The organism is Hymenobacter tibetensis (assembly GCF_022827545.1).
GTDB lineage: Bacteria > Bacteroidota > Bacteroidia > Cytophagales > Hymenobacteraceae > Hymenobacter > Hymenobacter tibetensis.
Window position 1 is genome coordinate 227,268 of record NZ_CP094669.1, and the last position, 21,917, is coordinate 249,184.

At 57.1% G+C, this 21,917-nt stretch carries 15 protein-coding genes; 7 read left to right on the plus strand and 8 right to left on the minus strand.

All coding sequences use genetic code 11. From position 1 onward, the window contains the following. Nucleotides 1–55: 55 nt before the first annotated feature. The 4 genes from MTX78_RS00920 to folP all read right to left on the minus strand — a co-directional run bounded on the left by MTX78_RS00920 (nucleotide 56) and on the right by folP (nucleotide 8,204). The gene (locus MTX78_RS00920; RefSeq protein ID WP_243799063.1) at nucleotides 56–4,366 is read right to left on the minus strand and encodes a cache domain-containing protein; all 4,311 of its coding nucleotides are present in this window, start codon (nucleotides 4,364–4,366) and stop codon (nucleotides 56–58) included. Nucleotides 4,367–4,432: 66 nt separating this feature from the next. Beyond that, nucleotides 4,433–5,908 (minus strand): patatin-like phospholipase family protein, encoded by a 1,476-nt coding sequence (locus MTX78_RS00925; RefSeq protein ID WP_243799065.1) that lies wholly within the window; start codon nucleotides 5,906–5,908, stop codon nucleotides 4,433–4,435. Nucleotides 5,909–6,477: 569 nt separating this feature from the next. Then, the gene (gene cdaA / locus MTX78_RS00930) at nucleotides 6,478–7,326 is read right to left on the minus strand and encodes a diadenylate cyclase CdaA (protein WP_243799066.1); all 849 of its coding nucleotides are present in this window, start codon (nucleotides 7,324–7,326) and stop codon (nucleotides 6,478–6,480) included. Next, the gene (folP, locus tag MTX78_RS00935) at nucleotides 7,323–8,204 is read right to left on the minus strand and encodes a dihydropteroate synthase (RefSeq protein WP_243799068.1); all 882 of its coding nucleotides are present in this window, start codon (nucleotides 8,202–8,204) and stop codon (nucleotides 7,323–7,325) included. The genes cdaA and folP overlap by 4 nt, the downstream gene beginning before the upstream one ends. 147 nt (nucleotides 8,205–8,351) lie before the next feature. Between folP and MTX78_RS00940 the strand changes: the two genes are divergently transcribed. From MTX78_RS00940 to MTX78_RS00965, 6 genes are all read left to right on the plus strand, one after another. Beyond that, nucleotides 8,352–8,900, plus strand: a complete 549-nt coding sequence (locus tag MTX78_RS00940) for a DUF1599 domain-containing protein (RefSeq protein ID WP_243799070.1) — start codon at nucleotides 8,352–8,354, stop codon at nucleotides 8,898–8,900. A gap of 240 nt (nucleotides 8,901–9,140) precedes the next feature. Continuing rightward, nucleotides 9,141–10,241, plus strand: coding sequence for a BT_3928 family protein (locus MTX78_RS00945; protein WP_243799072.1), 1,101 nt, complete (start codon nucleotides 9,141–9,143; stop codon nucleotides 10,239–10,241). 92 nt (nucleotides 10,242–10,333) lie between these two features. Then, nucleotides 10,334–11,389 (plus strand): ABC transporter permease, encoded by a 1,056-nt coding sequence (locus MTX78_RS00950; protein WP_243799074.1) that lies wholly within the window; start codon nucleotides 10,334–10,336, stop codon nucleotides 11,387–11,389. Nucleotides 11,390–11,413: 24 nt separating this feature from the next. Further along, nucleotides 11,414–11,935 (plus strand): shikimate kinase, encoded by a 522-nt coding sequence (locus tag MTX78_RS00955; protein ID WP_243799075.1) that lies wholly within the window; start codon nucleotides 11,414–11,416, stop codon nucleotides 11,933–11,935. A 68-nt stretch (nucleotides 11,936–12,003) separates the two neighbouring features. Then, nucleotides 12,004–12,678 carry a sterol desaturase family protein gene (locus tag MTX78_RS00960; protein WP_243799077.1) on the plus strand — a complete coding sequence of 225 codons (675 nt, stop codon included), beginning with the start codon at nucleotides 12,004–12,006 and terminating at the stop codon, nucleotides 12,676–12,678. A 265-nt stretch (nucleotides 12,679–12,943) separates the two neighbouring features. After that, nucleotides 12,944–15,355, plus strand: coding sequence for a T9SS type A sorting domain-containing protein (locus MTX78_RS00965; protein ID WP_243799079.1), 2,412 nt, complete (start codon nucleotides 12,944–12,946; stop codon nucleotides 15,353–15,355). Between the two features lie 85 nt (nucleotides 15,356–15,440). Here the strand turns inward: MTX78_RS00965 and MTX78_RS00970 are convergent, their stop codons facing one another. The 3 genes from MTX78_RS00970 to MTX78_RS00980 all read right to left on the minus strand — a co-directional run bounded on the left by MTX78_RS00970 (nucleotide 15,441) and on the right by MTX78_RS00980 (nucleotide 17,815). Further along, a complete protein-coding gene (locus MTX78_RS00970; protein ID WP_243799080.1) occupies nucleotides 15,441–15,614 on the minus strand; it encodes a hypothetical protein in 174 nt (57 codons plus the stop codon). 275 nt (nucleotides 15,615–15,889) lie between these two features. Next, the gene (gene nhaA, locus MTX78_RS00975; RefSeq protein ID WP_243799081.1) at nucleotides 15,890–17,206 is read right to left on the minus strand and encodes a Na+/H+ antiporter NhaA; all 1,317 of its coding nucleotides are present in this window, start codon (nucleotides 17,204–17,206) and stop codon (nucleotides 15,890–15,892) included. A 354-nt stretch (nucleotides 17,207–17,560) separates the two neighbouring features. After that, nucleotides 17,561–17,815 carry a hypothetical protein gene (locus MTX78_RS00980; RefSeq protein WP_243799083.1) on the minus strand — a complete coding sequence of 85 codons (255 nt, stop codon included), beginning with the start codon at nucleotides 17,813–17,815 and terminating at the stop codon, nucleotides 17,561–17,563. Nucleotides 17,816–18,938: 1,123 nt separating this feature from the next. On the opposite strand from MTX78_RS00980, the gene MTX78_RS00985 reads away from it, so the two are divergent. Then, the gene (locus MTX78_RS00985) at nucleotides 18,939–20,624 is read left to right on the plus strand and encodes an alpha-N-arabinofuranosidase (RefSeq protein WP_243799085.1); all 1,686 of its coding nucleotides are present in this window, start codon (nucleotides 18,939–18,941) and stop codon (nucleotides 20,622–20,624) included. Nucleotides 20,625–20,764: 140 nt separating this feature from the next. Here MTX78_RS00985 and MTX78_RS00990 read toward each other — a convergent pair whose 3' ends face one another. Continuing rightward, nucleotides 20,765–21,892: a glycoside hydrolase family 88/105 protein gene (locus tag MTX78_RS00990; RefSeq protein ID WP_243799087.1), complete on the minus strand. Its 1,128-nt coding sequence runs from the start codon at nucleotides 21,890–21,892 to the stop codon at nucleotides 20,765–20,767. Nucleotides 21,893–21,917 lie beyond the last annotated feature (25 nt).

A 21,917-nucleotide genomic window follows, 5' to 3' on the forward strand; every position in this document is an offset into this window, starting at 1 on the left:
GAACGCAAGTTGGGCTCTACCCCGATAGATTCTAAGCCCGCTGCGGCCTGCTCTGCTAGGCCGCAGCGGGCTTAGCTGCTGTAGCGCCGGAGCCAAACGGGGTGAGACTAACGAAACGGTAGAGCAATGGCAGCGTGGCAGTAAGCGCGGTGAGGAAGGTCTGGGCTTCGTTCAGCACACTGCGTTGCGTAACGAAGATGAACAAGGCCGCCGCAGATAAGGCCAGGAATATGGGCAGGCTGCGCCGGGCCCAGGTTCCGTCTCGCTCGGCTTCCTCGGAGGCTTCGCGCTCGATGCGCAACGCCTGTTGAGGAGGCAGCCCGTTGAGAATGAAATGGCGGAAGCTTTCATTGACGAGCCGCAACCCCACCTGATTGTACACCAAAAGGCCTTTCTGTAGCAAGCCGTTGAGTACCTGCGCGTCGCGGCTGTTGACTAGGCCGTCCTGGGCTACGTCGTAGAGGACGTAGTGCTCATGAGGGGTAAGGGTATCCCAGAGCTGGCGGAACTGCAGCTGCGCCCGTTGCTGAATACTGAGCACAATATCGTCTTCGCGTAGCAGCTCCCCCCGCCGGAAGTTGGAAAGCAGGAGTTGTTCTAACTCGTTTTCCAGGGGCTGGCTCAGAAAAGGCAACGCGGAACACTCCACTTTTATAAACCAGCGCAGGTGTACCAGGCCGGTTCTGGGCAGCTTGCCGGTTGGGTCAGTTGCTTTCAGCTTTTCTTGAAACAGCGCCCTTTCCTTGGGCATGTTGTCCCAGTACGCATAGGGCTGGAGCGCCGGTGTGCGTACCATAGGCGCATATAGCATCTCGAAATCGGCCAGTGCATCCAGCAGCACGTCGCCGGTGTGCCAGATGATTTTGTGGTTGACTTGGTCGGTGCATTTGTCGCGCGTGTGGCCGCAGTCGGCGAATACCACGGGGTGCACTCGCGAAGCAATGACGATGTTCAGGGTGGAAAACTGTTGCAGATACGCCAGAGCGTTGATTTTTAGCTGCGTCAGGTTAGGGTCGTGCGGTTGGTCGTCGAAGTAGTCGAGCGCCACAGTCTTGTATTCTTCAAGCTCCATCTGCGTCTGCCATTCCTTTGAAATAAGCTTTGGAATGTTGTTGGACAGCAGCAGCTTCCGGCAGTCTAGGTGCAGGGTGGTGGCCTGGAAGGCTTCGGGAACGGGGTACGTGCTTTCGGTGGCGCATAGCCGGTACTCGCGGCGGGGTACTGTAGAGTCGGGGAGGCGTAGCGTGGCGGGGCATACCAAGGTTCTGATATCCAGCATATCCAGGTTGAATACCCGGCGGGCCAGCAGGTGCAAGAGTTGGTACAAGCCGACAAGCAGCAGGACCAGGCCAACAACCAAGCGGAACCATTCTCCCCAATCGGCGATGGTGAAAGACTGCCCTTTCAAGAGGTCGGTAGGCAAATACCAATGGCCGCCCCAGTGCCGGTCCCTCACGTCGGACACGAAGTGCTGCGCCGCTCCCGGGAGTGGCACCTTCGATTGGAGCTGCGTGGTGGTATTCCAGGAAGAAGCAACCGTCCAATCCGAAAAGCGGGCGTTTTCGCGTGGCAATACCCGCTGCGTGCTGCGCCCCAGCGTATCGAAGCTCGGGTGCAGCCACGTGACCAGCTCCCGGTAGTTGTTCTCGGCTTTGTTGAAGGAAGCTGGGGCCGAACGAGGTGGGCCGGATTGGGTGTCGAAGAAGAAAGGGGTGTACGCCACTGCCTGCTGCGCATCTCGCTGCACGGCGTAGGCCAGCGCCATGTGCGCATGCCGGATTTGCAGCTCCCGCTCGGCCCGGTAGGCCACGTGGTAGCAGTAGATGGCCGGCACGAAACTGAGCACCACCACCCAACTCAGCAGCATGGTGGAGTAGGCCCGTTTAAGCGCCACCGTAGAGTACGTCGGCTTGCCCGCAAAATCAGTGCGGGGCACGTTGCCTAGCGGCGAAGCCTCTAGCTGCCGGCCTGCCCAAGTAAGTAGCAGCATCAGCGCCACCAGGGCTATCTGGAGCAGCAAGCCAAACCCCCAAGCGGAACCAGCCCAGTGCCAAGCCGCCAGATTATAGCTGAGCACAAACCACAGGGTAAGGCGGCGTACCTGGCCTACCGCGCCAGTGGCCCGCCACAGCACCCACACAGATGCCAGCGGCCCCAATGAAGTGCCGGGCTCTAACGTGTCAGACGCGGGGTTGTCGGTGGGGAGACGAAGCTTGTAGAAGCTAAACAAGAAGCAGTAGCTTGGCACTAGCGGCAACAGCAAGAGCTGCACCAGCGGCCCCACGTACAAGCTAGCGGCAAACAGCAGCCCCGTGCCGCCCAGCAGCGCCCCAGCTATCTGCATGTAGGTAGGCGTGCGAACTACCCGCGGCCATAGTCGTCGTAAGCTGTACGAATTCGTCATCACGGTAGTGCGCGACGGTAGCAGCAAAACGTACAAGGCCAGGAATACGGCAGTCAGTAAGCTAAACGCGGCTAGTAGGGTGGCGGCCAAGCTCAGGGTTTGCATCTGCCGGTCGTGCACCAGGTGCAAATCAACTAGCGTTACCAGAAACAGCGGCCAGTCTTGTAGGGGTTGAATCCGCAGCATATACTCCCGGCCCTGGTAGCGCACCTCCACCGTAGCCGTGTCGCGGGCGAACATGGCCGCCCGTAGGTTGTCGCCGGGCTCACAGTCGCCCAGAATATTCTCGCTCAGGTTCAAGCGGGAGTCGGAGTGAAATTTTATTTCCCCGTTGTCATCCACCACGCAAAAGCTGTAGCCTGGCGGAAGGATGGGGTTGGTTAGGCTGCGCAAATGGGTACTGTAGATAGCAAGCAGCCCTTCTGCCTTTTCACTGCCGGCTCCCGCCTGGCTTGGGAAGCGCACTTCACTAGGGCGGGCATAAACGGCCACCTTGTCGCCGCTGCGGCCGAAGGTAACCACCGATTCCAGCGTGAACCTAGTGTCGGTGTCGGTGTCGGGGGTTGCGGGCGCAAGTCGCCACAACTGGTCTTTCTTCCACCGCTTGAAATATTCCCGCTCCCGCAGGTTGGGCAAAAACGAGTCGGGCACACTATCCACGCTCAATACGCCGTTGCCTGCCCCGTTTATCCACAGCATCTGGTCGTTGTTCTGCCAGGGGTGTTCCCGAGAACCACGATAAGGCGTATTCGGTGCTACGTCTCGGGGATGAATCTTCTGGATGAGCGACGAGCTGGTGAGACTAAGTTGTTTGCCACGAATCAGGCTGTCGGGTAACCGGCCGGTATTGGCCAGCGCCTGGTCGGTTTCGCGCAGCATCCGGTCAATGGTATACAGCTCCTGGTGCACCGTCTGGTCTACTTGCCGGGCCAGTGAGCGAAGCTGGGTATGAAGCAGGCTCGGTTCAATGGTATGCTTGGCCACCGTGGAAAGGCTTAGCAGCAACAGAAAAGAAGTGCCCAGCACCAACGACAAGCCGCACAGCACCACATCCGACCGGCTCAGCCGTTCCCGCGCGCCCATAAGCGTGATTTTAAGAAAGGGCAAGGCCAGCATACCCAGCAGGATGGTGGCTATGGTCAGCTCCACCAAATTTTCGGGGAGCTCCTGCCGCTGAGCATTGAAGCGCTGCGTCGATACGGCCCCGCACAGCAGCCACGTAGCAGTGGTGCCCAGGCGCACGGGCTGCACAAATACCTTGTAAGGTTGGCCGTGAATGGTAAGGTCGGCGAGGCGGGTAGCCTGAATGGCGGTGGTATCGCGCAGCCAGTACGGCACGGGTTTCTTGGCTTCGGTTTCCAGGTTGAGGGTGAGAGGCGCCGGAAAGGAACTGTAGTAAATCTGGTCGAGCTTCTTCGAGCCCGTCTTGTCGTTGCTGGGCCCCAGAATCAGGAAGTGCTCGAAGGTTTCGGGGCGCAGCAAGCCCTGCACAAACTCCCGGATACCAGTTGACACTGCGAGCCGCAAGGAGTCCTCGAAGTGGTACACGAACCGCACCCGTTGGTCGGCTTCCTGCCAGTGAATAGCGGGCAAGGCGTTGCGGCGTGGCTGCGCTGCTAGTGGCGTGATGGAGTCGAATTCCGGAGAGTTCAGGCCATCCTGGCGCCACTTCTGGCCCAAGCGGTTCGCCACCGCCCGATACGTTTCGGGGGCTGCCGTGGGGCCTTGCGGTACTTCATAGCGAATCTCGCGCACCATGGCTTCGCTGCGCTTACTGAAAGCCCCTATCTTCTCCTGCATGTTCCAGCCGATGCGGCTCACCACCCGGAAATAGCGGGCGCGCAGGTCTTGCTCGCGGGCCGGCAAATAGCCAAGCACGTACCACGCGACGCCCAAGGCCATCAGCAGGCTAAGCCCAATGGTCACGGCGTTGCGGCGCAATGGTTCAGTGAAAGAATGCATACCTGCGGAGGGCGCGCGGCCTATCTACTGTGCGTACACGTACCTAATTGTCTCGCCAACGTGCGCTTACTGGTGCGCCACCACCGGCGCTTCGGTCCGCATATAGCTCGGCCGGATGCCGCCCGGCCATTCCAGTTCGGCCGCGTGGGGCTCGGGGTGAGGTGTGTCTTTTTGGGCGTCCAGCATCTGGGCTTGGTGCACCACATGCACCTTTTCCTTGCGTAGCTTCTTGTAGCCCGCCCAATCAAACTTTGTTAGGAACTCCACGGCCCCGCGCACGCCCACCGCAAACAGCTTCAGCTTTTCTTCGCGAGGCATGTTGAAATCCAGCCAGTTGAAGCCATCCACGTTCAGGCAGTGCACCAGATGACGGTAGTCGGAGTTGCGCTTGATGAAGTCGAAGTCAGACTGGGTGCGGGCCGCGTCGAACATGGCGCCCAGCACTTGCGGCAGCGTGCCGGTAGGGCGCAGCGCGGCCCGATCGACGCCCAGCTTCACGCCGAACGTAGGCGAAGCCGGCACCTGTGTATTGTCATGAAACAAGTCGATGGGGAAGTTCGACATGATGCCACCGTCCATGAAGGCCGCCGTTTCCGGAATCGGGCCGGTGTAGCCGAGGGCATTCCAGGCGTCGAGGTACTGTTGGGCCTGCGTTGGTGGCTCCCCAAAGCCAGGTAGCGGCCCCAGGCGGTAAGGTTGAAAAAACAGCGGCACCGACATAGAGGCTCGAACCAGTTCGGCGGGGTGTACCTGCGCCCAGTTCTTCCAATAAAGCGAAGCCATTTCCGGGAATATCACCTTGGTTTGGGTGGTAATGTCGGCCGCCACAATGGCCACCCGCTGCAGCACTGCCGACTCGTAGGGCTGCGAGCGGCCGTTTTCGTCGAGGCGGCAAAGACCCCCCGCGGGCACTTGCTGACGTAGGGCCGTGAGCTGGGCAATAGTTTGGATACCCCGGCCATCGAGCAGTTTTGCCAGCCAGTCGCGGAACACCTGGCCGCGGTGCAGACCCTGGTCGTCGCGCAAATTGTCCACTATTTGCAGCCCGTCACTGATAAGGTCGGCTTTGCTAACGAAACCCTTCAGCCAACCCCAGACGCCACGTTCGACTTTCGTCGGTTTCAGCAAGTCGGCAGTGAAGTCGCGGGCATCTTGGTCACCGTCCACAAACTCGTAGAAATTCTGGTTGGCCAGTTCTTGAATCAGCCATTCGGTGCTGGTTTCGTGCCGAGGCCCCGCGGCGGCCATCAGCATGGCGTTGATGGCCCCGGCCGAGGTGCCCCCGAGCTGCAAGAACCGGATGCCAGCTTGCTCTAAGGCGTACACGTAGCCCACCAGCGCAATGCCCAGCATCCCGCCGCCTTCCATCACCAGGTCCACGTACTGGTGCGGCCGTTCACCTGGCGCCGTAGCTTCATCGGTGATGTCGGAAACCCGCCATGTACCGTTCTTGGAGTCGATGTAGGTGGTTAGTTTTTGGAGAGCCGCCGTCACCTCGGGCTGACCAGTGAAATCGAGTGGAGTAAGCGTAGAAGTGGCCATAAAAGCTAGGGAGTTGAGGAGCCGTAAGCCCTGGGGTGAGAAGAAGCGTTAAGTGCAGCCCTACCCTGACGTGCGAACAGGGCAACAGGCCATTGGAGGCAAGACACGCCGCAACTAGCGCGCCGAACAACACCTGGAAAACCGATGCGCGAGTACACGCCACCCCAGGCCGCACAGTTCATGCTTGGGGCAAATGCGAGTACGATACCACCCGCTGCGGCATAGTCGCAAAAGGATGGCAACCGACCCTCCGGTCAGAGCAAGACAGGAGCCAGCAGCAGGCAGCCTACTCGAGGCAGGTAGTCGCGGTGGTGCAGCAAGAAGAGCGGGTTTCGGTACGGGTGTAGGCGTAGCCGAAAAAGAGAGGCAGCGGTTACGCTACCGGATACGAGGACAGCACGGGTTCCAAACAGGCCTAACGGTCACCTGTTCAGAGGATAGGACGACAATGAAAGCTAATATAATAGGTAATCCTATATATTTCAATAGTACCACTAAATAACTGCTTATTACTACTGTCGAGTAGCCTGTAGGTGCGCAGTGCAACCACGCAAACCGGCCCCTCCTGCCTAAGCTGCCACCTCGGTAGCGGCTGCGCCGGTTGCGGACGTGGCGGTGGTTTTCGGTGAGGCGTCAAACAGGAACTCGTTGAGGCGGGCGCGCAAGTCGGCGGGCGCCAAGTTGCGGAACACTTCCCCGCCCCGAACCAGAGAAATCTGGCCGGTTTCTTCGCTTACTACCAGCACCACCGCGTCTGTCACCTCGGAAAGGCCGATGGCGGCCCGGTGGCGCAAGCCTAGCGCAGCCGGTACGTCGGGGTTTTCACTAACGGGCAGAATGCAGCGCGCCGCCTGAATTCGGCCCCGGCTGATGATGACCGCGCCATCGTGGAGGGGGCTGGTTTTGTTGAAAATGCTCATCAGCAGGCGCTTGCTTACCGTGGCGTCAATCAGGTCGCCGGAGTTGGCAAAAGGCGTGAGGTCGGAGGCCAGATTGAAGGCCACGAGGGCGCCGGTGCTCTTGCCCGCCAGGCTTTTGGCAGCTTCCACAAAAGGCGTGATGTTCATGCGCTCGGAAGCCGAACTGTCGCGGCGCCAAGCAAAGTTGCGCATCCGGTCGAAGGCCGTGGCCTTGCCGATGTGCAGCAGAAAGCGTCGTATTTCTTGCTGAAACAAGATAATGCCCGCCAGCACTCCCACGCTCATAAACTGCCCCAAAATGCTGGTTAGCAGCTCCATGCCCGCGGCCTTCACTACCAGATAAAACAGGTAGATGGACATAAAGCCCAGGAAAATTTTCAGCGCAACACTTCCCGTCAGCAGCTTGTAGAGCTGATAGAACAGCACCGTGACCAACAGCACGTCGATGACGTCTATCCAGCCGATGCGCAGGAAGCCGATGCTGAAAGAACCAATCACGGAGAGGTGGGCGGGAAGGTGGGAGAAACGAGCTGAATAGTTTGAACGGCTTCGGCTACATCGTGTACGCGCAGGAGGCGGGCCCCGTTGAGCACGGCCAGGGCATTGACGGCAACCGTACCGGTGAGGGCTGCATCGGGGGTGAGGCCCAACGGCTTATACACCATGCTTTTGCGGGAAAGGCCCGCTAAAATGGGCAGGCCCAACACGGCCAGCTCGGGGAGCCGGCGTAGCAGTTCCTGGCTCTGGGCCGGCGTTTTGGCGAAGCCGAAGCCTGGGTCCAGCACCACATCCTTCACGCCGTGCTGGCGGAGCTCGGCCAGCTTGTCGCGGAAGTAACGAACCAGCTCTAGCACAATATCTCCCTCGTAGTGGGTGTGCTGCGTCATGGTTTGCGGCGTGCCGCGCAGGTGCATCAAGATGTAGGGCACGCCCAAGCGGCCGGCGGTAGGCAGCATATCAGCGTCGAGGGTACCGCCGCTGATGTCGTTGAGAATGTCGGCGCCCGCTGCTACGGCTTCCGTTGCTACAGCTGCCCGGAACGTATCAACGGACAGAAAGGCCTCGGGAAAAGCGCGGCGCACCGCTGCCACAGCCGGCAACAGGCGGCGCTTTTCTTCGTCTTCGCTGATGTGTTCGGCACCGGGCCGGGAAGAGTAGCCACCCAAATCGAGGATGGCAGCACCGGCCGCTAGCATAGTTTCGGCGCGACGGAGTAGGTCGTCTTCGGCTTGAATGCGGCTACCGGCAAAGAACGAGTCGGGGGTGAGGTTGAGGATGCCCATCACCCGTGGCCAGCTAATATCGAGCACCCGCCCGCCCGGGCAGCACAAGGTTTGTGCGGCCGGAAAACACGTATCTTTCGGGGCCTGGAGCATGGGTTTCGGGTGGTGAGGGCAGATAAATCAGAACAGCTCCAACGACTTCAACAACTCCAAGGAGTTCCTTTCCGCGGGACGCCAGAGGGGGATGACGTTCTTGCTACTGACGTGTTCAACGTCAACCAACAAAATAGGCGTAAAAACTTGGAGAATCAAACCCAACTCGAGTACGACCAGATAATAGAGCAGTGCCGGACGCTGTTTTTGGCCAAAACCCACGACTACGGTACGGCCTGGCGCATCATGCGCCTGCCCAGCATCACCGACCAGATTTATATCAAAGCGCAGCGCATCCGGAGCATTCAGGAAAAGGGCACCCAGCTAGTAGCCGACGACGTGAACGGCGAGTTTGTGGCCATCATCAATTACTGCGTGATTGCGCTGATGCAGCTGCGCCTGCCGCCCAACGCCCCCCTCGACCTGGACCCCGCTGCGGTGGCCGAGGCCTACGACCAAGAAACTGCCGAGAACCGCCGCTTGCTGTTCGCCAAAAACCACGACTACGGCGAAGCCTGGCGCCAAATGCGCATTGAAAGCATCACCGACATCATCTTGATGAAGCTGCACCGGACCAAGCAGATTGAGGACCTAGCGGGTCGCACGCAGGTGTCGGAAGGGGTGGAAGCCAACTACCGCGACATGCTGAACTACGCCGTATTTGTGTTGATTAAGAAAGGCTTCGCAGCATCCTAGCAGCTAGTTGTTCCGGCGCGAGCGGAATCTGATTCACGCCATTTTGCTACTGCACTCAGATTTTGCCCGCGTCAGACAACGGTTGCTTGTTGTTGCTAAACAGACTCTTGCGTTGCATCGAAATGTGCTGTTTCGCTGAGTAACTTGCACAGCCTAGAATTACGTAGGAGCAATCTGTGTTCCGGAAGCAGCACGATTAGTAGCTTAAACGCTAGGCACTCCATACTACGCACTACCTATATGAAACAAATTACCCGAATCTGCTGGCTGCTGCTGGGCGTGATATTCATCTTCTCGGGCCTGGTGAAGCTGAACGATCCGGTGGGCACGGCCCTCAAGTTGGAAGAATATTTCGAGGTGTTTGCCGAGGATTTTGGCAGCTTCTTTTTAGTGTTCAAAGGCTTCTCGCGCACCATGAGCATCGTGCTCAGTTCGTTGGAAGTGGTGCTGGGTGTAGCGCTGCTACTGCGTTGGATGCTGCGCAAAACCCTCTGGGTGCTGTTGGTGCTACTGGTGTTCTTCGGTTTCCTGACCTTTTATTCCGCTGCTTTCAACAAAGTCACAGACTGCGGTTGCTTCGGCGACTTCATCAAGCTCACTCCCTGGACCTCGTTCTTCAAAGACCTGTTTTTGCTGGGCCTCTGGGCCGTGGTGTTCACGAACCAGCGGTATTTGCGCCGGGTGTTTGCCAAGGGGCAGCTCGGCGTGATGTATATCACCGTGGCGTCGGCGGTGGCTATTGGCATAGGGGTGCGGGCCCTCGGGCACTTGCCGTACTTCGACTTTCTGCCCTATAAAGTGGGCAACAACATCGGGCAGTTGATGAAGTCGTCGGCTCCTCTGCGCTACAAGTACATCATGGAGCGCAACGGTGCCAGCCAGGAGTTTACCGACTACCCCACCGATTCCACTTGGAAGTTCAAGCAGATGGTGGCGCTAAACCCAGAGGCTGGGCCTAAAATCACCGATTTCCGGGTGTGGAACGATGAAGGCGACTTCACGCAAGAGCTGCTGCAAGGCAACCGGCTGGTGCTGATTGTGCAAGGCACCGAGAAGGCCGACCGGGACCGGTTCAAACTCATCAACACCCTATTTGCAGAGGCTCAGAAGTCGCGCCGCAAGATTTCCGTGTTGGTCCTGACTAGCAGCAGCCCCGCCGCCTTTGATGCCTTCCGCCACGACGTAAACCTGAGCGCGCCCTTCTACTACGCCGACGCCACGGTGCTTAAATCCATGATTCGATCCAACCCCGGCTTGATGCTGCTCCAAAACGGCACCGTGAAAGGCAAGTACCACTACCACGATATTCCGGCCATCGGAGATATCGAGAAGAAGCTGTAGGTCTGTCTATTGCTGATTGTTGAAGGGTTGATTGATGCAAGACAACAGCCACCAACAATTAACCCTTCAACAACCAACAATCAACTACCTACTTGCTGTCCTTCGTCCTTCGTCGCTTGGTGCATGGCCTGCTGATACTGGCGGGTGTGGCGTGCACGGTGTTTTTCTTATTTCAGGTGCTGCCCGGCGACCCAGTGGCGCTGCTGGCTGGCCAACGTTCCGATGCGGCCACCCGCGCCGCTATTGCCGCCGACTTGGGCCTCAACGAAACGCTACCCGCGCAGTTGGGCGGCTACCTCAACGACATTTCACCGCTGGGCATACACCCGCGCGATTCGGCAGGCGTGGCCAAGTATGGGGGCCTCACCGTCTTGCCCTTAGGCGCCAAGGCGCTGGTGCTGAAAGAGCCGTATCTGCGTCGTTCGTTTCAAAGCAACAAAGCGGTGCTCAGCATCTTGCTCGACCATTTTACGGGTACGCTATGGCTGGCGCTGGCCGCCATGCTGTTGGCCGCAGTACTAGGTATAGCGTTCGGCATAGCCGCCGCCCTCAAGCCCCACACCTGGATTGATAGAGCGTTGATTACTACCTCGGTGCTGGGTATTTCCGTGCCTTCTTTTGTGGCGGGCATCCTGATTGCCATTACGTTTGGCTTCTACTGGAGCCACTGGACGGGCCTCAACCTAACCGGGCAGCTCTACGAAACCGACCCGTTTACGGGCCGTCACTTGGTGTTGCGCAATCTGGTGCTGCCCGCCTTTGCGCTGGGCATCCGGCCGCTGGCCGTTATCACGCAGCTCACCCGCTCCTCAATGCTGGATGTGCTTAGTCAGGATTACATTCGTACGGCGCGGGCGAAGGGCCTCTCCAGCTACCGGACCGTTATAGGGCATGCTCTCAAAAACGCGCTCAACCCCGTCGTGACGGCCGTATCGGGCTGGCTGGCTTCGCTGATGGCAGGAGCTTTTTTCATTGAGTACATCTTCAACTGGAAAGGCCTGGGTACCGTTACGCTGCGGGCCGTCGAGAACCTGGACTTTCCAGTTGTAATGGGTTCTACCATCTTTATTGCGGCGCTATTCGTGCTCGTGAATATTGCCGTTGATGTGCTGTATGCGCTGCTCGACCCGCGAGTGAGGCTAGGGTAGCCTGCCATTCTTACGTAATCTTACATGCGGCTTTATCTAATTGGCATGCCGGGAGCCGGCAAAACTACCTTGGGGCGCGGATTAGCAGTAGCCTATGAAGTGCCGTTTGTAGACCTGGACGAAGAAATAGTCCGGCACGAGGGCCGCAGCATCCCCGACATCTTTGCGGCCGAAGGAGAAGCGTACTTCCGTATGCGCGAGGCCGCCGTGCTGCGCGAAGTGCTGGCTCAACACCCGAAGCTGGTACTGGCCACTGGTGGGGGCACGCCCTGCTTTCACGATAACGTAGAGGTCCTGCTTGAAACCGGTATCACGCTCTACTTGGATGTGCCCGTTGCGAAACTAGCCGGCCGAGTGCAGGCCGCGGCCAAAACCCGCCCATTATTAGCCGCCCTGCCCGATACCGATACGCTGGAAGCCCATCTGAATGAAACCTTACACTTCCGTAAGCAGTTTTACGACCGTGCACCTCTACGCTGCCAGGCATCGGCCTGTACGGTAGGGGCCGTACGACAACTCCTAGCCCGGTACGAGGCTTCGGCCTGAGACACCACTAGGATTCTTTTGCGCTAGGATGCGTACTTTTGCTCCCTGAAATAAGCACATTACCGACGATGTCAACAGAAACTGCAGCTTCCCCACTGCCAACCCCTACGCCCGCCAAAGCTCCTGAAAACGTGAAGCCTAAGCACAAAGGGTCGGCTCAGCTTTTCAAGAACCCGGTGCTGGAACGTCTCTCGCATACGCACATTGCGCTACCGGTTTCTATCTTCATCCTGACGGCAGCGGTCAGCTTATACTATGGCATTACGCAAGGCTTCACGACGGGGCTAGCCGCATTCGGACAGTTCCTGGGGGGCTGGTTCCTGTTCACGTTTGCGGAGTATGCCATGCACCGCTACCTCTACCACATTCCGGCTACCACGCCCGGCCGCATCAAGTTTCAGTACACCATGCACGGGGTGCACCATGAGTTTCCGAAAGACAAAACTCGGCTGGCTATGCCGCCTATCATTACGGTGTTCGTAGCATCGTTACTGTTTTTCATTTTCCGCTTTGCGTTCGGTAGTGCTGCTTTCGGCGTGCTGGCTGGCTTTGTGTTCGGCTATGCGCTGTACCTGTTTGTGCATTATGCCATCCACGTGTACGCACCGCCAAAGAACTTCTTGAAAGTATGGTGGACTCACCACGCACAGCACCACTACCGCCAAGACGAAATTGCGTTTGGCGTAAGCAGCACCCTCTGGGACCATATCATTGGCACTATGCCTGAGAAAGGAAAAAGATAGGGCACTGCTGCTCCTGCTTCTTACAATCGAAAAGCCTGTTGGATATCCAACAGGCTTTTCGATTGTAGGGGGCTATCCTCTTGGTGTAGAATTATACTATTCATGTAAATAATAAGACCTAGTGCAGATAAAAAACGGGAAATTCTATTCTATAAATATTTCATAGTGTTAGGACTTTACTATAATCGTAAATTTGGGGTGTGCAAACAAGAAGCTTTTTCTTGCCAGTGCCAATCAAAGTGTTCCGCAGTCACCCCTATCTTTTATGAGAAAAATTTACAGCTTACTTACCGCGTTGGCGGTAGGACTTAACACTGTGCCCGTCGCGGCGCAGCACACTTGGACAGATGCCAGCAATCTGGCTCCGTATACCCAGAATTTCAATACTTTAAGTGGTACGGTTAGCTTCCGAAACAATTCCACTATACAAGGTGTGTACGCGGAAGCCGAGTTTCCTAGCTTCACTTACCCACCCGCTTCAATTGCTGCCAACGACGGCTCTACTATTGATGCGAACTATTATCACTTTGGTGATGCAAGCGGAACTGCTAGCATGGACCGCTCTTTCGGGGGAATTGCTGCCACGACCACGGGTGATGGTATCGGGCACGTTGGTATTCGGTTGAAGAATGGTACTAACACAGCCATTCGGAATTTAGATATTGTGTATGCCATGGAGCACTGGTACAACTCTGGCAAGCAAGACAAAGCCCGCGTGGATGTAAGCTATCTAAAATCAGCTGTGGGAGGTACAGTTACTAGCTTATTTAACAGCACTGGGGTTTGGCAGTCTATTACCGATTTGAGCGTTGATGCTCCCTCCACGGCTACCGTCATTGCCAGCCGTGACGGCAACTCACCTTCGAACCGTCGCGTGCGGCAGGCGACGCTCAGCAACATAGATTTAGCCCCCAATCAAGAAATCATGATTCGGTGGAGCTACGTGCTCAACAACACAACCAACGGTAATGGCCTGTCGATTGATGACGTTAATATCTCGGCCTTTACCAATATCTTTTATTCGAAAGCGTCCGGCAACCTAAACTCTACTAATACGTGGAGTACCACAGCCGACGGCACGGGCGCTCTGCCTAGCGGATTCAGCTTTGTGCTGCCTAATGCCACGTACTATGTGCAAGGCAATACCACTGAATCGAACACGGCCAGCGCTAGTCGTATAAATGGAAATACCGCTTGGACGGTCAATGGCGCCAATTCCAAAATCGTAATTGGATTGCCGAGGGCAACCACTGCCACACGCTTTTACATGTACAACGATGACAACATTGTAGGCCGGGTAGATTTAGAATCCAACGCAGCGTTGGCCATTCAGCAGACCAACTACTCCTTCACCTTAGGCGAGCTAGACCCGACGAGCACAGTGGAGTATTTAACCACAGGCAACCCTATCAATATTGCATCGGCAGCATACGGCAACTTAAAAGTTACGGGAGCAGCAGACAAAGTTTTAACTGGTAACACCCTAGTTAACGGCAACTTAATTTTTGCTACAGCTACGGCCGGTAACGTGACGGCAGCACCTGATTTGCTGCTAGGAGACTACAACTTAACGGTACAGCGCGGCGGCCAGATTCAAGGGTACAATAACTCGGCGTTTGTGGTTACCAACGGTAAAGGCGTACTAAAACAGACTGTTTCGAATACGGGTGCTGACGTGGTTTTCCCCGTAGGAAGTTCTGCAACTAGCTATACGCCAGCTTACTTGCAACAGCCCAACAGCACCACCGCTCGCAACGAAGATGTGTACTCAGTGCGAGTGCTAGACGGCCTCTATCGTCGCTACGACACAGCTGAGAACGGTACAGGTACGACGGTTACCAATCAGAATGTGAAAAAAACCTGGCTGGTAAGCGAGGAAGTAACTGGAAATTCCAACGTTACGATGGCCCTGCAATGGAATGCGGCTGATGAAGTAACGGGAGGTGCGGCTGGTACCAACTTCAATCGTGCCAATGCATACATTGGACACTACCTCACGAATGGCTCGTTCACCTATTTTGATAAAGTAGCTCCGACGGCAGCCGTTATAGGCAACCCCAATACCAGCTACAAAATTACCCGCGCCGGACTTACGTCCTTCTCGCCTTACGCGGTGTCGTCTAATGCGGCAGGGCCGTTGCCGGTACAGCTAGTGGCCTTTGGGGCCGGGCGCGTGGGCACTGCGGTGCAGTGCAGCTGGAAAACGGCTTCCGAGAAAGACAACGGCTATTTCGAGGTGGAACGCAGCTTTGATGGTCAGCAATTCAAGAACGTGGGCACGGTAGCTGGGGCGGGCACTTCAACTAGCAGCCACAGCTACAGCCTGCTTGATGCCCAAGCGCCTACCAGCACCCTCTACTACCGGCTGCGGCAAGTGGACGTGGATGGCACCGCCACCTACTCGCCGGTGGCCGTGGTGCAAGGCTGTGTCAACTGCGCCGCAACGGCATCCGTGCTGGCGGTTGTGCCAAATCCTGCCACCGACGATGTGCGGGTAGCTGGCCTCAACGGAGCGGCAGTTCCGCTGCATGGTACGCTGTACACAGTGCTTGGCTCAGTTCGGCAAACCTTGCAGGGCCAAACAGCACTGGACTTGCGCCACGAGCCAGCCGGCGTGTATCTGCTCCGCCTTACGACAGAGCAGGGCCCAGTAACATTGCGTGTAGTGAAAGAATAAGGTTCTCAACCTGGAAATAGCATACACAGAAAAGGCGGTTCCTAAGCAGGAGCCGCCTTTTCTGTGTATGGAAAGAAAGAAGCCGCTAGCGGCTACGCATTTTCGTGACAATAAACCACAACAGCAGTACAACTAGGAACACGCCAATGAGGCCCGTCCAAGCGCCGGCTTTGAAGATGGTACCAATAGCGTCGCAGCTACTGACGGTGAACGACAGGGCGACAAAGAAAAAAACGACAAGAAAACGATAGGCGGCCATGGCAGTGTGGTTGGAGGAAGGAGGGAGTCTGCCCCGCACATAGGGAGCAATACTCTAGATACTGCGCGCGCCAGAAAAAGTTGACTTTGCGCACTATACCACCTAGCCGTGTAGCTTTTCAGCGGGCCTTGTCTACTTCCTGCAACCAAGAACTAACTCGTGCAGCAGGTCCCGGCGTGGGACCTTGCCTGGAAGTCCTTGAAACGTGAACACAACTTTATCCTCCAGACTGCTCGCAGCTATTAAGCACAGCAGTTACCCAGAGCAACCTGAAATCAGGAGTTGAGGGTTTCGGGGGTGCTACGCAACAGCAGATACCCAATGGTGCCTGCAAGCAGCGAAGCCAGCAGAATGGCCAACTTGGCTACGGCTTCTCCTTCTGAGTGTTCACCCAAGGCTAGCAAGGTGATAAACAACGACATCGTAAAGCCAATGCCGCCTAAAATGCCAGCTCCCCACAAGTGGCGCCACGATACGTTGGGGGGCAGCGAGGCCCACCCTAGCCGCACCGCCACCCACGATAGGGCGCCAATGCCCAGCGGCTTACCTAGGAGTAGCCCAGCCATAACTCCTAGCCCCAAAGGAGAAAGCAACTCCCCAAAAACAGCAGTATCGATGGCTAAGCTGGTGTTGGCGAAGGCGAAGAGAGGAATAATGCCAAATGATACCACCGAGTGAAGCCGCTGCTCTAGTTTTTGCGCCGGTGAGCTGATGAGTTCCGACAAATGTTCCAACTCCTCGCTAATTGTGCGCGGGTCGGAGTCGGTGCCGTGCGCTTCGTCTCGTAAATACTGAAGCCGATCATCGAGTAGCCGCAGCAACTCCGGCCGGTCTTGGCTGATGCGCGATGGAATGGAAATGGCCAGCAGCACGCCGGCCAGTGTGGCATGAATGCCAGATTCCAACATGAAATACCACAACAGCGTCCCCAGCGGCAAATACAGCCACAAACTGGGAATATTAAGCACGTTCAGTAGTAGCAATACGCCCCAGGTGCCGAGGGCCAGATACAGAAAATTCAGATGCAGATCTTGGGTGTAGAAGCCCGCAATAACTAATACGGCACCCAAGTCATCTACTATGGCCAGCGCGGTCAGAAACACCTTTAGCCCCAACGGAACGCGCGACCCCAATAGCTGTAGTACGGCCAAGGCAAACGCAATATCGGTGGCCATGGGGATGCCCCACCCGCCGGCCGTGGGGGTGCCGCGGTTGATGAAATAGTAGATCAGGGCGGGTACCAGCATGCCGCCCAACGCCCCCATGATAGGCAAGGCCGCTTGCCGCATCGACGACAGCTCACCGTCCAGCACTTCCCGTTTGATTTCCAGGCCAACAATCAAAAAGAAAATGGTCATCAGCCCGTCGTTGATCCAGTGCAGCAAGCTTTTGTCGAGCACAAAACCATTAAGGGAAATGCGCAGGTGCTCGTCCCAGACGGCCGGGAAGTATTGCCCTGGGCCCCATTCCGTGTTGGCTAGCACCAAAGCTAAAACAGCGCTGAGCATCAATACGATACCACCAGCCGCCTCACGACGAAAGAACTCAGCGAAAGGCCGCACCAGCGGACGTATTATCAAAGCAACAGCCATACAGACAAGAAGATACACCTCCCAGCTATGTGGGAGCATCAAAAGAAAAATGAAAAGGCAGTGAAGCGAAGCCGAACAGGGTGCTTGCTTCCACCACAACCTTGTACGCACAAGCGGCGCCAATCTATCGGGCGCGGGTGCAACTACAAGCGCGCCTCACCTGATACCGAAACGTGCAGGGCAGTATCAGTGCCTTCACTCGGCATCAGGCGAGTAGCTAGCTCAAAAAAGCATTTCGGGGCAATGACAGAATATCACATAAGCACGTGCGCAGATTAGAGAGGTACAGAATTTCGGGAAGGCTCCCGCACTTTCGTGAGTTCAGCATGCCGCATGCGCGGCCACCTCACTGGCTCAGCTCCACAAGTGGGGTATAGCGCTTACCAAAAGGCCCAGCACCATGCCAAATACACATACCACTGACAGCCACCAATACAGACGCTGCTCCAAGTCGGACGGCCGGGGCCACCAGAGCAGAAAAGGGAGTATCAAAGGCAACAGGCTCACGCCCTGCCCATTACCAGCCAGCCGCAGACATATGCACGCAGTGACGGCCAGTAACGTACCCGTCAGCAGCAGGTATTGCTGCCAGCGGGGAAGGTCTGGCACCGGTATCATAAAGATATTCCGGTCGTTACCGCCTACCTGTCTCAATGACTTGGCGAAAAGAGGAAAGGGAAATTCCGGTCGTGCACATCACCTGGGGCGGACACCAACTTCTGGCTGACCCTGGCGTGTGCTCCGTTCTGGTAGTAGCTGGACGCTGCCACCGTTTGGCGAACAAGCCAGATAACACCATACCCGCCAAGCTTCTCATGATCTGTCCAGAGCCTGCAACAGACGCGGCAAACCCAGCTCGCACTAAAGCGAGGCAAGGTATCTGGGAGAAGGAAGTGGACCCTGCGGCTAGGGTCAGGCGTGAAAGAATTTCGTTTTTATAGTTGACTGCGTACCGGGTAAAGTACGGAATGGAATGCTGCATAAAACACACTGAAAAGGGCAAAACAATAGCCGTCCGCTCCTGGTGGAGAGCGGCGACTGACTACACGTTGCCCGCGGTCAGGGTGGGGTGAGTTTGAAAATAAAACAGAAATAATAGTGCATAAGCAATAGCTAAGGTACGCAAAGAGGTTGGTAGATAGAATTCACGGGTGTTTTTACCTGCCAACAGCTACCCTCTATACAGGGTACTGGTTTACCGGGTCAGTAGGTTGCACACTACTTGCTTGAGTTCACAAAAAACACAGCACCGAACTGGAAATCGGCGCAAAGGGTGAAGCCGCCAAGGCCTGGCTACCTCTCTATTCCGGCCGTTTACTTCGGGCCCTTGTGCGTTGGCAACGCCCATACCGGTGCGGGCTACCGCTTAGCTCTAGCCATAGCTTTCTGCAACTAGAAGAGCAGCCGCCACGAGCATCTAGCTAGGCGGCAGCTAGGTGGCACTTTCCACACAACTTTTAGGCTTTTTACTGCTTTGCGGCCGGGTTGTATGCTGCTTCTTGGGCGAGCTTTTCATAAGTTGGCACTTGCATTGACGATCAAACCAACGAGTAGTGGGGCAATAGTTCAGCAAATAGTGTTTGCTGTTCAGGATAACTGCGAATGCCTCAATGGGTTGTGTTTGGTTTATGCAATACAGAGTGCATTTTTCTCTGGAAATAATGGTGGGTGCCGCGTGGTGCTGCACTCCAGCAAGCTTCCAACTAGTTCTTTTTTCAACTTCCCGCCTATTATGAGTTTCACCGCTACTTTTTCTGTTTCCGGTGCCAAGTTGTTTGGCAGCTGCTTTTCGGTTTTGCGTATGGCGTTGTGGGGCCGCAAGGAGCGCAACAGCACCCAGCAAAAACCGCTATTACTCGGCAAGTGGAAACAGCGGGCGTGGCTGCTGGCCGGCCTTGCACCGGCCCTAGCAAGTTCGGCTTTGGCCCAAACGATACCCGTAACCGTGCAGGCCGGCGACCCCAAGGTGCAAATCAGCAAGCACATCTACGGGCATTTTGCTGAGCACCTGGGCCGTTGCATTTACGACGGCTTTTGGGTGGACGAAAAGCTGAACGTGCCCAAACAAGGCCGCATCCGCATGGACATTGTGGAGGCCCTCCGCAAAATTAAAGTGCCGAACCTGCGCTGGCCCGGCGGCTGCTTCGCCGATACCTACCATTGGCGCGACGGTGTGGGCCCTACCGCGCAACGGCCCAAAATGCTGAACATGTGGTGGGGCAACAACTTGGAAGACAATAGCTTCGGAACGCACGAGTTTCTGGAGCTGTGCAAGCTGCTGAATACCGAGCCCTATTTGGCGGCCAACGTAGGCAGCGGCACGGTGCAGGAAATGGCCGGCTGGATGGAGTACCTCAACTCCAACGACGACACGCCGCTGGTGCTGGAACGCCGGAAAAACGGCCACACCGAGCCGTACAAAGTAAGCTGGTGGGGCATCGGCAACGAAAGCTGGGGCTGCGGCGGCAACATGACCGCCGAATACTACACCGACGTGTACAAACGCTACGCCACCTTTGCCCACAACTATCCGGCTTCGCCGCCGCTCAAGAAAATTGTGAGCGGTGCCAACGGCGACGACGCGCACTGGACGGAGACGTGCATGAAAAATATTCCCCTCAACCAGATGTGGGGCCTCACCTTGCACCAGTACACGCTACCCACCGGTAGCTGGACCGGCAGCAAAGGCAAAGCCACCGGCTTCAGCGAGCAGGAATACTTCAACACAATGAAGAACTGCCTGAAAATGGATGCCGTCGTGACCAAGCACGCGGCCATCATGGACAAGTACGACAAAGACAAGAAGGTGGCTTTGCTCGTAGATGAGTGGGGCGTGTGGACCGACGTGGAGCCCGGTACCAACCCCGGCTTCCTGTACCAGCAAAACTCGCTACGCGACGCGCTGGTGGCCGGTACTACCCTCAACATCTTCAACAACCACTGCGACCGGGTGCGCGGGGCCAACCTGGCCCAGGCCGTTAACGTGTTGCAGGCGCTCGTCCTCACCGACAAGGAGAAGATGCTGCTCACACCCACCTACCACGTGTTCGACCTGTACCAGGTGCACCAGGATGCGCAGTTCCTGCCCCTGCAATTCACCAGCCCCGACTACGTGATGGGCAACGACAAAGTACCGGCCCTGAATGCTTCTGCTTCCAAAGACGCTAGCGGCGCCGTACACATTTCGCTGGTGAACCTCGACACCAAGAAAACGCTGAAACTGGAAACGGCCCTGCCCGGCGTGACCTACAAAACCGTGTCGGGCCGTATCCTGACGTCGGCAAAAACCAACGATTACAACACCTTCGACAACCCCAACAAGGTGAAGCTGGCCAGCTTCACGGGAGCTAAAAAGCGCGGCGGCAACCTAAGCGTGGAGCTGCCGCCGCAGTCGGTGGTGGTGCTGGAGCTGAAGTAGGTGCCGTCCACGGCGCCTATGCGCCGCGGGCAGATAGCAAGTGAAAAAGGGACGTCCTGCTGACCGTGTCGAAGCAGGACGTCCCTTTTTGCGTGCAGCCCCGTTTTTGCATGCTATGCTTGGAGCCAGAACGGCAGGGGCTATTTGAGCTTGAAAACCTCGGAGCCTGCTAGCAAGAACGCCCCGGTGCCGTACACTTCCCAGCTGTCGGCCGAGAAGTCGCGGCGCGGGTCGGCGCCGATGGGCTGCACCCAGCCGACGCGGCCTTCTGCCGACACCAGCCCGTTGAGCGCTACCCAGGCTTTCTGCACGGCTGGCAAGTATTGCTGCTTGTCTAGCAGGCCCTGGTTGATGCCCCAGGCCATAGCATAGCAGTCGAAGCCCGAGCCGGAAGCCTCACCGCCGGGGTAGGCCGCGGGGTCGAGGAGGCTGGAGCGCCAGAGGCCATCAGGCTGTTGGAGGCTCAGCAGGCGGGCGCTCATCTGCTGAAAGAGCGTGGTGTAGAACGGGCGGCTGGGGTGAGTTTGAGGCAGTTCGCTTAACACTTGCACCAAGCCACCCATCACCCAGCCATTGCCCCGGCTCCAAAAAACGCGCTGGCCGTTGCTTTCTTTTTTGCCCTCGCCCGCCTCGTTCCACAGATAGTTGGCGTCGCGGGCGAAGAGGTGCTCTTGCTGGTTGTAGAGGCGGCGGTAGGTCTGCTGGTAGAGCGTGTCGTTGAGGGCCAGGTACTCCGGCTTGTTTTCGATAACGCCCAGTTTGATGAGTACGGGCGGCCCCATAAACAGGGCGTCGCACCACCACCAGGCAATGCCGTTGTTGCGCACTTCCGGGCCCGGCTCGGTCCGAAACTTCTCGACTACAGCCAGCGTGGGCTCGATCATGCGGCGGTCCTTCTTGAGCTGGTAGAGGTTGAGGTAGGTCTGGCAGATGGCAATGTCGTCGGCATGGTCGTAGCGGCGGTCGGGCTGCCACTTGGTTCGTTCGCCCATGGCCATCAGGGAGTCCAGAATCAGCTTGGATTTCGTGGTTTGGTAAGCCGCAAAGACCCCCGCATAGAAGGCCCCGTTGGTCCAGTCGGTTACCTTGTGCTTGGGGTGCGCCAGCTGCCAACGGGTGGCCTTAAGCAGTTGCTGCTTGATGAACTTGGGCTTGAATACCTGTTGGTCGGCTTTGGAGAGGGCCTGCGCGTGGGCGCTGCCGGTACCGAGGATGCCAGCAAGCAGCAAGCAGGAGAAAAGACGAGGAAAGCGGGAGTTGCCAAGCATAGAAAAAGGAAGGGTGGAAAGCAGG